The organism is Ureaplasma zalophigenitalium, from assembly GCF_025780055.1.
Lineage (GTDB): Bacteria > Bacillota_I > Bacilli_A > Mycoplasmatales > Mycoplasmoidaceae > Ureaplasma > Ureaplasma zalophigenitalium.
The window spans coordinates 25,171-39,437 of record NZ_JAOXHJ010000004.1 but is presented as its reverse complement, the minus strand read 5'-3'; the positions used below and the strand labels follow the sequence as shown (position 1 = coordinate 39,437).

The 14,267-nt window shown below is 31.6% G+C and carries 11 protein-coding genes; all 11 read left to right on the top strand.

Going from position 1 to position 14,267, the window contains the following annotated elements:
* The 11 genes from proS to rpsG all read left to right on the top strand — a co-directional run bounded on the left by proS (position 1) and on the right by rpsG (position 14,248).
* A complete protein-coding gene (proS, locus tag OF365_RS02050; RefSeq protein ID WP_263817951.1) occupies positions 1 to 1,419 on the top strand; it encodes a proline--tRNA ligase in 1,419 nt (472 codons plus the stop codon).
* 56 nt (positions 1,420 to 1,475) lie between these two features.
* Positions 1,476 to 2,408, top strand: coding sequence for a hypothetical protein (locus OF365_RS02045; RefSeq protein WP_263817950.1), 933 nt, complete (start codon positions 1,476 to 1,478; stop codon positions 2,406 to 2,408).
* A 58-nt stretch (positions 2,409 to 2,466) separates the two neighbouring features.
* A complete protein-coding gene (locus OF365_RS02040; protein WP_263817949.1) occupies positions 2,467 to 3,792 on the top strand; it encodes a thymidine phosphorylase in 1,326 nt (441 codons plus the stop codon).
* Positions 3,780 to 6,482 (top strand): alanine--tRNA ligase, encoded by a 2,703-nt coding sequence (alaS, locus tag OF365_RS02035; RefSeq protein ID WP_263817948.1) that lies wholly within the window; start codon positions 3,780 to 3,782, stop codon positions 6,480 to 6,482. The genes OF365_RS02040 and alaS overlap by 13 nt, the downstream gene beginning before the upstream one ends.
* Positions 6,475 to 6,903 carry a Holliday junction resolvase RuvX gene (gene ruvX, locus OF365_RS02030; protein WP_263817947.1) on the top strand — a complete coding sequence of 143 codons (429 nt, stop codon included), beginning with the start codon at positions 6,475 to 6,477 and terminating at the stop codon, positions 6,901 to 6,903. Before alaS ends, ruvX begins: the two co-directional genes overlap by 8 nt.
* Positions 6,904 to 6,954: 51 nt before the next feature.
* Entirely contained in the window at positions 6,955 to 8,787 is a 1,833-nt protein-coding gene (locus OF365_RS02025; RefSeq protein ID WP_263817946.1) for a hypothetical protein, read from the top strand.
* A 113-nt stretch (positions 8,788 to 8,900) separates the two neighbouring features.
* Entirely contained in the window at positions 8,901 to 11,852 is a 2,952-nt protein-coding gene (locus OF365_RS02020; RefSeq protein WP_263817945.1) for an AAA family ATPase, read from the top strand.
* 2 nt (positions 11,853 to 11,854) lie between these two features.
* A complete protein-coding gene (gene ftsY / locus OF365_RS02015; RefSeq protein WP_263817944.1) occupies positions 11,855 to 12,910 on the top strand; it encodes a signal recognition particle-docking protein FtsY in 1,056 nt (351 codons plus the stop codon).
* Positions 12,903 to 13,211 carry a YlxM family DNA-binding protein gene (gene ylxM / locus OF365_RS02010; protein WP_263817943.1) on the top strand — a complete coding sequence of 103 codons (309 nt, stop codon included), beginning with the start codon at positions 12,903 to 12,905 and terminating at the stop codon, positions 13,209 to 13,211. The genes ftsY and ylxM overlap by 8 nt, the downstream gene beginning before the upstream one ends.
* Positions 13,212 to 13,332: 121 nt before the next feature.
* A complete protein-coding gene (rpsL, locus tag OF365_RS02005; protein ID WP_263817942.1) occupies positions 13,333 to 13,755 on the top strand; it encodes a 30S ribosomal protein S12 in 423 nt (140 codons plus the stop codon).
* A gap of 25 nt (positions 13,756 to 13,780) precedes the next feature.
* A complete protein-coding gene (gene rpsG, locus OF365_RS02000; RefSeq protein WP_263817941.1) occupies positions 13,781 to 14,248 on the top strand; it encodes a 30S ribosomal protein S7 in 468 nt (155 codons plus the stop codon).
* Positions 14,249 to 14,267 lie beyond the last annotated feature (19 nt).

Below are 14,267 nucleotides of genomic sequence, written 5' to 3'. Positions count from 1 at the left end.
ATGAAATTAGAAAGAATAGTTAAAAGAGACGAAGATTTTGCACAATGATACCAATCAATTGTGACCAATGCGAAATTAGCTATGTATACAAATGTAAAGGGTGCTATGATTTTTTTGCCAAACGCATGGGCAATTTGAGAAAGCATTCGTACAACAATGGACCAAGTTTTCAAACAATATAGTGTCCGTAATTTAGCCATGCCAACTTTAATTCCAATGAGTGAATTTGAAAAAGAAAAAGATCACATTGAAGGGTTTGCCCCTGAACTTTATACAATTACAAGCATTGGTAATAAGGCGTTGGATGTCAACTATGTTGTACGTCCAACAAGTGAGATTCTTTTCTGCCAATACTTTGCAAATGCAGTCAACTCTTATAAGGATTTACCAATTAAAGTAAACCAATGATGTTCAGTAATGCGTGCGGAAAAAACGACAAAACCTTTCTTAAGAAATTCTGAATTTCACTGACAGGAATTGCATGCAGTTTTTGCAGATCAAATAGCTTGTGAAAAATTTGCTAGTGATATCATTGATGAATATGCAACTTTTGCAAAAGAATTCTTATGTATCCCTGTTTACAAAGGTCAAAAAACTCCTTGAGAACGGTTTGCAGGAGCTGAAACAACACACACTATTGAAGCGATGATGCAAGATGGACAAGCATTACAAGCGGGCACTTCGCACTATCTTGGTACCTTATTTGCACAAACATATAATATTAAATATCAAAATAATGATAACCAACAATTATATGTTCACCAGATGTCAGCTGGAGTTTCTACACGTTTAATCGGAGCTTTAATCATGGTTCATGCGGATGACCAGGGATTAATTTTGCCACCCCCAATTGCTCCGGTGCAAATCGCAGTTGCAGTGATTAATCACAAAGAACACCAATCCCAAATCAATGAACAAGTAGCAGTCTTCAAAAATGATTTAAGCAAATACCGAGTCGAAATAGATGATTCTAATAAAGGTATTGGCTTTAAAATGGCTGAACAAGAAATCATTGGGACACCAATAGTGATTATTGTTGGTTTTAAGGATCTACAAAACAAACAGGTTACTGTGTACCGACGAGATAATAAAACCAAACATTTAGTTAATATTGAAGATTTAAACAATTTTGTAAATAATTTATATGAGGAAATCAAAATCAATATTTATAATAAGGCATTAGCTCATCAACAAAATAATACAATTCACGTTAAGAATGTAGAAGAATTGAAAAAAGCTATTGAAAATAAACAAATGGCAATATGTTATTTTGATGGAACCGAAGAAGATGATAAAGCTATTAAAGCACTGACAAACGCCTCATCACGTTGCATTTTAGAAATTTCTAGTGAAATGCATGAGTGTTTTTATACAAAGAAAAAAACTAACAAATTAACCTTATTTGCGAGAGCTTATTAATTTAATAATATAATATTAATATTGCAAATAAAATTTGTTAATAAAAGGAGTAAGTTATGCACGTAAAATTACAAAGATTTTTCCCTGTTGGTAAAACCTTATACGAAGGGGAAGAAAAAAAAGCATTAATTAAGAAATATTCGGATGAAAAGAATCCTGATCTAAATAATAAATTTAAAATTTTAGATGAACGTGAATTTATTTTAACAAATATGGCTAAATACCAAAATGATGACAGTTTGTTATGTCTTTCATCATATGAATTAGCACCAGAAAAAGCGCGTTTTTCAGCGGCTAATGATACTTTAAAACGTCAAGTAATGAAAATTAATATTGAAGATGAAAACTTTGACATGTCGATGTTTGATGATCAACTTTCAGTGGATTCATTACGTCTAATCACTTTACCAGAAGCTTACCAAAACATTGATAAAATTGAAAATCGATATCCTGATCCTCATAATGAATCAAAAACAGACAACGAAATGCCATGATGATTAAAGGGTTCTTTAAGTTCATCTTGTACGACAGAGTGTGCAGCTACAACTCCTGAACACACTGTAAGTTTTGAACATCAAGATGTAATCAAAAATATCCATGAACAAGAAATCTGTAATAATTATTGCGAAGAAGTTAACCACGCTGCAGATAATAGTTTAGATGATTTAATTAACTCTTATTTAACAAAAGAAACACCAATTATTAATCCACGTGCAACAATTCTTGATGAGCGTACTAACATACTAAAAAACATGGATAAATACCAATCGTTAAGAGAAATTGAATCGATTGAGCAAAGTTTAACACAAGCATTAAACGAGAAAGAATCACTTTCAAACCAATTTAAAAACAGCGAAGAAATTATCAGCGTTTTACAACCCCGAAACATTCAGGCTGAGCCAACTGCCCAGCCGGTAGAAAAAAAATTTAAAAACCCAAAGAGAAAAGCGAAAACTTGGTATGTTTTTGAAACACGCACACGTAATTAATTACAAATAAAACATAGATACTTTCGTATCTATTTTTTACGTTTATAAAGGAATAGTTATGACATTTAATATTTTAGATTTGATTAATAAAAAACAACAAAAACAGGCATTAACATACGATGAAATTCACTGACTTTACCATCGTTTTGCTGGTGGGGAAATTCCTGACTACCAGATGGCCGCCTTTTTAATGGCTGTTTATTTTAATAAATATGATAACGATGAGATGTATTATGCTACAAAAATCATGGTTGAATCCGGTCAAACGATTGATTTACGTGTAGCTAATGAAATTGTTGTGGACAAACATTCATCAGGGGGTGTCGGCGACAAGGTGTCATTAATTATGACGCCAATGCTTGTAGCATTAGGGTATTATGTCGGCAAAATGTCAGGCCGAGGTTTGGCTCATACTGGTGGTACGGTAGACAAATTAGAATCAATTGGGATGAACGTTGATTTTGATTTATCAACATACCAAGACCAATATAAAGCAAATAAATTTATTTTAACTGGACAAAGTAATGATGTAGCAGTTATTGACAAATATATTTACGCGTTGCGTGATGCAACAAGTACGGTACGTATTTTGGAATTAGCAGCTGCTTCTATTATGTCTAAAAAGTTTGCGTTATTAACAGATTATATTTTTTTGGATATTAAAACAGGCGATGGCTCAATTACTAGTTCATTCGAAGAAGCGACGCTATTAGCAAAAAAATGCTTATATTTAGCCAAACGTTTTAACCGAAAAACAATTGTACATATTACAAATATGAACCGTGTTTTAGGACGTAGTGTGGGTAATGCGATTGAAGTACGAGAAGCAATGCGTTATTTACAAGGTGATTATGCATCAAAGGATTTATATGACCTGATTAACAATTTTTTGATCGATATCTTAGTGGAAACAAAAAAAGCTGACTCAAAAACAAGTGCCCAAAAAATGATTGATGAAGTAATTCAAGAACAAAAAGCCTTCAAGATTTTTGCTGATTGAGTAAAATGGATGCACGGTGATTACCAAGCGGTTTTAAAAGAAACACTTTTTAATCCACAATATGAAGTGGTTATTCGTGCCACCCAAAAAGGATATATTAGCTTTAAATCGACACGCGAAATTGGTTTAGTAGCTGTTGATTTAAAAGCGGGTCGAAAAGTTAAGAATGAACAACTAGATTGACAAGCTGGTATTTATTTAGATAAAAAGGATAATGAATATGTAGAAGTGGGCGATGTCATTGCTCATTTATACGCGAATGCACCTATTGATTCAGCAATTGTGCATCGTTTCACTGCGAACGTAGTTTATTTATCAAAACCCTTAAAAGAAGAACCAGCAGTATTAGATATTTTGCGTGTGGAGGATGTATGCTCAAATTAACAACAAATGAAATTCGTCAAAAATGAATTAATTTTTTCAAACAAAAACAACATTATTTTTTAGAACCTGTCTCATTAATTCCTAATAATGACCCATCATTATTGTGAATTAATTCCGGAGTTGCAACTCTGAAAGATTATTTTTCAGGAATTAAAAACCCCCCATCACAAAGATTGGTAAACTCTCAAAAAGCCATACGAACAAACGATATTTTCAACGTTGGTCATACCGCTCGTCACCATACTTTTTTTGAAATGTTAGGAAACTTTTCTATTGGTGATTATTTTAAAAAAGAAGCTATTGAATTTGCTTATGAGTTTTTAATTAAAGAGTTAGAAATGGATGTTAATCGTTTGTGAATCACGGTTTTTAACGAAGATTCAGAGGCTTATCAAACATGAATTAACCTAGGAATTAACCCCGAACGGATTATTAAAGGGGATCGTGATCGTAATTTCTGGGATGTTGGCTCAGGACCTTGTGGACCATGTACTGAAATTTTCTTTGATCGTGGTGAGATTTATGATCCACAAAAACAAGGCGAAAAATTGATTTTAGAAGACTTAGAAAACGACCGTTATGTTGAAATTTGGAACATTGTCTTTTCCCAATTTAACAACGATGGGAAGAATAATTACACTGAATTAAAACGTAAAAACATTGATACTGGGGCTGGTTTAGAACGAATCGCTTGTGTTTTACAAGATGTACCAACGAATTTTGATGCCGACGGTTTTTATAATGTTATTTTAAAACTTAGTGCTTTAAGCGATTTTAAATACGACATGAATAACTTTTTTGAGCAGGACAAACAAGACCAATATGAAATTAATTTTGCATATAAAGTCATCGTTGATCATATGCGCGCAAGCTTGTTTGCTATTGCCGATGGGGCTGTTCCTGCTAATAAAGACCGTGGATATGTTTTACGTCGTTTAATCCGACGTGCAACAGTTTTCGCTTATAAATTGAATATTATAAATCTTGATTGAATTAATGTGGTTATTGATGCTATTGTTTGTGAGATGGGTAGTTTTTATGAATATTTAACAGCGCACATAGTTCAGAAGGTAAAAACTATTTTAGTCCAAGAGGTCAACACCTTCAAAAAAACTTATGCTAAAGGAATTAAACTTTTTGACCAAGTGGTAGAAACTAAAAAACTTGATGCTAAAATGTTATTTAAAATGGTTGATACATATGGTTTTAATATTGAGTTAATTAAAGAGTTAGCAAAGAAAAAACAAATTAGCTTAGATATTGAAGGGTTTGAACAATTATTTAAAGAACATCAAGAAAAATCACAATCCCAAAAGCCAGCTAAAGCGATGGCTGTACAAAATGAAGCGCTGATGAACATTGAAGTTGAGTCAAAATTCCTTTATGATACAGAAGTTATTGATGATGCTCAAGTTATTTATTTATTAGATTCAGAGTTTAATGTAGTACAAAAGGTTGTAAATCAGGATGCATACGTCATCTTTGACCAAACATGTTTTTATGCCACAGCTGGTGGACAAGTTTCGGATACAGGTTATATTTTAGCTGGCGAAGAAAAATATGCTGTTTATAATGTTTTTAAATCAAATAACATGTTAAATATCCATCAAGTTCAAGCAGCAACTTTAGAAATAGGGGATAAAGTCGGATTACACATTAATGCTCAGGATCGAGTTGATGTGATGCGAAATCATTCAGCTGAACACTTATTACACCATTCGTTAAAGAAATTAATTAGCTTAGATATTCGTCAAGAAGGGGCCTCTAAAACACCTGAACGTGCCACATTAGATTTTAATTACCATAAACAATTAACTAACGAGCAATTAGAAATGATTGAAGGATATATGAACCAAATCATTCGGGATGCGCACGAAACAAAAGAAATGTATATGACATTACAAGAAGCAAAGGAAATGGGCGCATTAGCTTACTTTGGTGATTATTACAAAAAAATTAAGGGTAAATTGCGGGTTATTCAAATGGGCCCTTCTATGGAATTGTGTGGAGGGACCCATGTACATAATACAAAGGATATTGAAGCAATCAAAATTATTGACTTTACATCTAAAGGATCGGGATCATACCGGGTAACAATGATTAGTGGACACACAAAAATTTGCCAATATAATCAAGAACAATTGACAAATATGTTTAATCAATTAGATGCCTTAGTTAAATCATACGAATGTACAAACCAACAATTAATAACATCGGTTAAGCTGTTTGCAGAAAACAAAGTCCTTTCTAACGAAGTTAAGGAACGCTTTGAAGAATTATTAAATCAAGTTAATGAAGACAAAATCACAACACAAAAAAATGATCAAAAAAACCAATTATTAGAAATCAAAGAAACTTTTAAAAATTGTGAACAAACCATTCGTTTTTTAAAATTCGAAGATCATGATAACAAAATTATTTTCAATGCTATCAACGAATTAATTAACGAAAACCAAACTAGTGTGTTTATTTCTTTTAATTACGTAGGTGAAAAAATTCAAATTTTAATAGCTGCTAGCCCATTGTTTGTACAACGCCATGAAATCGATTTACGCACTCTAGCTAAACAATTAAACACCATTGCAAATGTAAAAGCTGGTGGAAAAAATAACTTTATTCAGGGTGGATCATCGACAACAGAAGTTGCAGAACAATTAAACACAATGATCACTAGTTTTTTTAATGCGTAAGCTTGCTATTGATTTTGGGACTAAGGTTTGTGGTTTTGCGATCAGTGATGAATTAGGAATCATTGCAAGCCCCTTATGTGATTTTGCTTATCCGAATAATGATGTGTCTTTGATTTTAGAAAAAATTGATGAAATTATACAAACATATCAATATAGTATAGACACAATTGTTTTAGGATATCCAACGAACGCGTTTGATGGATCTAAAAATCCTCGGAGTTTACTGGTTGAATCTTTTTATGAACATTTAAAAGGTCATTTAAAAGATCGATCAGTTAAAATAATTCTAGTGGATGAGCGTTTTAGCACGCGGATTGCAACACAACGATTAAAGGACTTACAAATTAAAGCTGCTAAACGGAAAAAAGTTAAAGACAAAATGGCAGCAGTTGTCATTTTAGAAAGTTTTCTACATCGCTAAAACCAATGATTTAATAAAGAAACATATGCTATATGAGAAGTGGAGCTTATAATGCAAATAGATAGCAAGAAAATTAGTCAATTTATTGACAACCCCCTATTATATAAAAACGAAGGACAAGCTAATTTAGAAGAATCATTAAAAAAGATTGTTTATTCTAAAATAAGTGGGCAAGAAGCTAAAGTAGAAAAGGTTTTAGCTCAGAAACAAGAAATATATGATAAAAAACGGGAATTAACTTTATATAAAAGACAACAAAAAATTGTTGGCCGTAAGGTAGCTAATATATTTATAATTATTTTTTCCTTTTTATTAATTGGGTTATTTTTTCTAAAATTTTTGATAGACAACAATAGAATTATTAAAAAATATAACAGTATTGAACAAGAAACTCTAAAAGAGATCGCTGTTATTAATCATGAAAAGAATCAGAAGATTTTAGAGGTAATAAGTAAGGTTCGCCCATACGAAATACTAAAGGAACAATTTGCTAGTTTAGGATTATATGTATATGGAGCTGATCGTTTTTATAATCTCGACTGGTCTGAATTACGCAGTCTTGAACACCGTTTGGTCGGTTATCAAAACGGCTTACATATTAAATTTAAATCAACGGATACATTTTTAATTAATGCGTTATTCTTTCGTTATGAAATCGTTCGAACAACGAATTCGATCTCAGTTTCAAAGTACAACTATTTCCAAAAACAATGACAAACACATACTTTACATGCTATACATGAAGAACCAACACCACGAGTTTATCCACGCGGTTTTTATATTCAAAACACTAATTTTGACCCGACATTTAATTTTACTTTAGCAAAAAATAAAACAAAAGTAAAAAAAGATGCCGTCTTATTAAATAATGAATTTATGAAAACATTCGGAATTGGAGCAACAAAAACGAATTTAGAAACTGATACAAAAATCACCCAGTATTTTACATCGTTAGCCCAAGAACGTTATGTCGCTTTAAGTCAGCAAACTAATCAATTACCGGTTTTACACAAATCCGGATTGAATTTTTGAATTGAAGATGATTTAATTTGTAACCTAGATTTTGAAAATGCAGTAAATAATAAACCTTTATCTGCTTTTAATGATTTAGTTGCCTCATTAGATGAACAAAGTGAAGTAGCTCATTTATTAGATCAACTGGTTGTTCAACAAACACCAATTATTAGTAAATATTTAGACTATTTAACATATACAAATTTATCACCAGTGGTTAGTCGTGAATGATACGAACCAAATAAAGCTTATAAAATGATGGCGATTTATGATTTTGCTCAATTTTATGATAATCAAAATACTTTAGATGATTTTGCTTTAATCAATAAATTATTAAGTAAAGGGTTATTGCATTTTAAGCCAACTTGTGAAGTGATACCGTTTGGTGAAATTGTATATAAGGATTTCATGTTCGGTGTAGATTATGCAATAATTGATTTAACGTCATATCATAAAATTGATTGTATAGACCAAGTGTATGTTGACGGGCACATTGTACCTGTACCGTATGTTAAATACGATCCATACAAAATTCCTTTTTATGTGATGTATGTTAAAAAACATAAGCGTGAACGAGATTATTTCCTATATAATGCTTTACAAAAAGGTTTTTCATTTTTATTGGATGAAAATTTAAATGAATACATAGACTATTTTGGTGAAACAAATGAAACAAAAAATCAAGATATGGTTAATCTACTTTTAAAAGAATTAAGAACGCAATTGGATTATTTAGGCATTGATCACCGTGAAGTGATTGTGCTTGTGGATGATGACGGTTATTTTTTAATTTTTACCCACGAAATTATGAGAAAAGTAGATCCTCATGTCGAATGATTTGCTAGCTGATTGCGTAAAATCAGTTTATAGAGAAGAAAAAACAAACAAGAAACCAAACGGTTTCTTTTTTTGTTTATAATGTTATGTATATAAATAACTTTAGTTTATAATTATAAAATATGGCCAATTTTAAAGGAGCTATAATGATTTTTTTAAAACGTTTCGAAGCACAAGGGTTTAAATCCTTTGCTAAATACACTCAAACTATTTTTGACCACCCAATTACAGGGATTATTGGACCTAATGGTTCGGGCAAATCCAACATAATTGACGCCTTAAAATGGGTTTTAGGTGAACATTCCAAATCAGCAATAAGAGCCGACAAGCATTCGTTGGCTTTTTTGGGAAATGATTTAGTTCAAAAAGCTAACTTTATTCGTGTCAGCTTATATTTTAACAATGTCAATCAAATTTTATATACGGACTTAAACGAAGTTAAAATCACTAAATTTTATGATTTAAAAAAAGATGATGTGACTTATTACATTAACGATGAAGTGGTTAAATTCAAAGATATTCAAGACATGTTTTTGGATAGTGGTTTATTAAAAGGTAGTTTAGGTATCATTTCACAAGGGAAAGTTTCTTGATTTGCAGATGCAAAACCAGTTGAACGTAGAAAGATGTTTGATGAAGCAGCAGGGATCGGCAAGTATTTTAAACGTAAAAAAGAAGCAGAAGTCAATTTGGCTAAATCGCAAGCTGATTTAGATCGTTTAAATGATAATTTATATAGTCTTAAAAAAGACTTAAATACTTATAGCAAACAAAAAGAAGAATTTCTACAATATACTGCAGTTCAAAAAGAATTAGAAAAAATTGAGTTAAATCTTTATTCTAAAAGTTTAGATCACAATTATAAATACAAAAAAGAGCTTGTTGAAAAAATGCATCAGATTAACGAAAGCATTAGCACACTTGCTCCAGAAATGGAAATTTTAAAAGAAAAACAAAATAAGAATAATGCTCGACTGCAAGAACTGCATCAGCAATTAACTTTAGAAGAAAATGCTAAAGAAAAGTTATATGATCAGTTAATGGATGCAAGTCGTCGTTTAAATGAGCACAAAGCTTTTTTAAAAGCCCAAGTAAACAATGACCAAATATCAGCTCAAGAGCGTTATGATAACCTTCTGACTTTAAAAAAAGAAAATGAACAAGAGTCTGCACAATATGAAAAAATGATTGCAGAAAAAGAAATTCAATTAGAAAAAGTCCGTCAGGAAATCCAAGAATCCAAACGTGCTAATGTAGATTTGTTTGAAATATCAAACAATTTAGCAGCACAGAAGACTAATCTACAATATCAAATTAATGATTTACAGCATGCAATTGACAAGGAATTAGCTCGTGAGCGAGGAACAAATAGCATTATAAGCGCTAAGGATTTTATCCCTGGTGTACACAGCACGGTTTTACAAGCTATTCAAACAGATCAAGCACATGAATTAGCCATCAACACAGCTTTAAGCAAAAATGTTTATAACATTATTGTTCAAAATAACCAAGTGGCTCAAACGTGTGTAGAATACTTGAAAAAAAACAAAGCAGGCCAAGCCGTTTTTTTACCATTAGAAAATCTAAAAGCTAAAAGTATTCGTCCCGAATTTTATGATGCTGTATTGACCTTAAAAGGTTTTGTCGGAGTAGCTAATGATTTAGTCAAAATTAAACCATCTTACCAAGTTGCTGTTGATTATTTATTAGGAAATATTTTAATTGCTCAAAACTTAAGTGATGCTTTAGTTATTTCTGAAACGACCTATAAAAACTATAAAGTCATTACTTTAGATGGCCAAGTCGTCTTTGCTGGTGGAGCTATTATGGGTGGGGATGTTTCTTATAAAAAAACAAATTTAAATCTTGATGAAAAGATTAAAACTTTACAAAAAGATTTAGCAGCAGTCATTTACCAAACAAATGAAAACCAGGAAATGATTAAGGAAAATCAATACCAAGCATCACTACACGAGACACACATAAACGAATTATATGATGATTTATCTAAATTAAAGGCCAATCTACAAAATTTACATTACCAAAACAAAACCATCACTTTAGATATCGAAAAATTAGCTAATAGTCATACCAGTTTAGAGGCGCGTGAAAAACAAATTAGCATTATTAACCAAGAATATGAAGGTATTAACCAAAGTTTTCTAACTAAAATGGGTTTAGTGAAAAATTTACAAAGAGAATTAGAATCGTTATCTAAATTTATTCAACAAGAAGCTAATAACCGGGAAAACAAATACCAAAGCTATAACCATTTACTACGCGAGCAAAATAAATGTCAAACAGAGATGGGTCAAATTGAGCAATTAATCCTTAAATATGAAACTATTATTATTGAAGATTATCAATATACAATTGAAAAAGCATTTGAACAATATTTACATGCACCTTTTGAATATACAGATAAGCAAGCTTTAGAATTAATTAATAAATTAAAAATTCAAAAAAGCCAGTTTAAAACAATTAACTTTAACATACTGAATGAATACGAAATAAAATTAAAAGAATACGAAGTACTAGAACAAGAAGTTAATACGTGCGTTCAAGCGGTTGATGTGATTAAAACAAGTATCAAAACACTTGACCAACAAGCAAAAGCGGACTTTAAAAAAGTGTTAAAAGAAGTCAATACAATGATCCCCCAAATTTTTGAATACTTTTTTGCTCAAGGAACATGCCAAATTTTATTAGAAGACGAACAAAATGTTTTAGAGAGTGGTATTGAAATTATTGCTAATCCTATGAATAAAAAGAACGTGGCTTTACACCAGTTAAGTGGGGGCGAAAAAACATTAGTTGTTTTAGTGATTTTATTCGCCTTATTAAAAGTTGCGAAATTCCCTTTAGTAATTTTAGATGAAGCTGAAGCTGCATTAGATGAAATTAACGTGGATAAATTTGCCCACATGATTCAACGTTTCGGCGGAGACACACAGTTTTTAATTATTACGCACCGACAAGGAACAATGCGTAATTGTGGTGTACTAATCGGGACAACAATGCACAAAGACAATGTTTCAATATTAGCAAAAGTTAATTTAGAAAACGAAATGTATGTTTTTGAAGAAAAGGATAATTAAAAATGGGTTTTTTTAAAAATTTATTTACTAAAATCTTCAAGCGAAAAAATAAAAACGAAGAAGTCATTGACAATATTAAAGAAAAAAACGAGGATCAGCGGATTTTAAAACTAGAGGATGATTCTTTAGATAAGTTTAACTCTGGTCTGAAAAAATCAGCAAACGCATTAGATCATGCAATCAATGAGTTGACTGCTAGTTTTGTCGAAGTCGATGAAGAATGATACGAAAGCCTTGAGGAAGTATTAATTTCCTATGACATTGGATACGTAGCTACAAGTAAAATCATTCAATCGATTCGAGAAGAAATCAGTTATCAAAATATTAAGGATCCCGAATTAATAAAAGCCGTAATTATTGATAAGTTGTTTCTTTACTATATCCAAGATACCAATATTGATGTTGACCTACAATTATACAATGCCCAAACTAATGTGGTTTTAGTTGTGGGTGTTAATGGGGTAGGGAAAACAACATCTATTGCCAAAATTGCGTATAAATTTGTGCATGAAAATAAAAAAGTTTTATTAGTTGCCGCTGATACATTTAGAGCAGGAGCTATTGAACAATTAAAAGTCTGAGCTGACCGTTTGAACGTAGATATCGAATTACCTTTAAAAGCGAACCAAGATCCAGCTTCAGTGATTTATAGTGGCTTAAAAAAAGGTTATGAGGAAAACTATGATTTAGTGATCTGTGACACATCAGGTCGTTTGCAAAACAAACTGAACTTAATGAACGAATTAAAAAAGATTTATGATGTAATTCATAAATTTGATGTCGATGCTCCGCATGAAACGTTAATGGTCATTGACGCAACACAAGGTCAATCAGGAATTAACCAAGCTAAGGCTTTTTATGAAGCAGCACGCGTGAGTGGTATAATTTTAACGAAAATGGATTCAACTAGTCGTGGTGGAATTGTCCTAGCAATCAAAGATGCTTTTAACATTCCTGTTAAATTAATTGGTTTAGGGGAAGGGTTAGCAGATCTTAAGGTTTTTGATTTAGAAATGTATGTTGACTCAATGGTTCAAGGAATTAAGTTTAGTGAATAAAATTAATGAACGGGTTTATTTAATTAGTTTATTTGGTTTTTATAAAAACTTATTAACCACAAAGCAGCAGGCTTATTTTCAAAAGCATTATTATGCTGACTGATCACTAACCGAAATCGCGGATGAATTTGATGTGAGCAAAAACGCTGTTTACGATAGTTTGCAAAAAATTTACAAACTCTTATATAAATATGAAATGCAACTACATTTGTATGAAAAACATATAGCTCGAATGGATTTGTATGAACGCCTTAATGATGAACAATTAAAAAATGATTTTTTGCGCATCGAAGCATTATAATTTGCTTTTTTTAGTCAAACATGCTATACTTAAATAGTGTTTTGACTTTTTTATTATTGTAAAAAATGATACACACGGACAAGTTGTTAATAAGAAAATTTTTAAGGAAAGGAATATTTAAATGCCTACAATTGCACAATTAATTCGCAATAAAAGAACGCCAAAGACTAAGAAATCTAAGTCTCCAGCGCTTCAATTTACATACAACTCACTAACTAAACAAACAAATAATTACCATTCACCATTTAAAAATGGTGTGTGTACTCGGGTGGGTACAATGACTCCCAAAAAACCTAACTCGGCGTTACGTAAATATGCTAAGGTTCGTTTAAGCAACGGTTACGAAGTCCTTGCTTATATTCCCGGTGAAGGCCACAACTTACAAGAACATAGTGTTGTAAGTATTCGTGGAGGACGTGTAAAAGACTTACCAGGGGTTCGTTACCACATTGTACGTGGAACAAACGATGCTTCAGGTGTTGAAAAACGTCGTCAACAACGTTCAAAATATGGGGCAAAACGTCCTAAGCCAGCAGCTAAATAGTTAAATTTAATAAGGAGAAAAAAGAATGAGAAAATTAAAACCACAAAAACGTTTTGTTTTAGCTGATCCAGTTTATAATTCTCGTCTAGTTACTAAATTAATTAATTCAGTAATGTATGATGGTAAAAAAGGTTTAGCTCAATCAATTATTTATTCAGCTTTTGAATTAATTGAAAAGAAAACAAACAAACCAGCGATTGATGTCTTTAATAAAGCCATCGAAAATGTGATGCCAGCGATTGAATTAAAAGTTCGTCGTGTTGGTGGATCAAACTTCCAAGTGCCAACTGAAGTTACCCCAGAACGTAAACAAACTTTAGGCTTACGTTGATTAACTCAATTTGCTCGTTTACGTCATGAACATTCAATGATCGAAAAATTAGCAAACGAAATTATTGATGCATCAAATAACTCAGGTGCTTCTATTAAGAAAAAAGAAGATACACATAAAATGGCAGAAGCTAACAAGGCCTTTGCTCACTTACGTTGATAAAAAAACTTATAAGGAAATA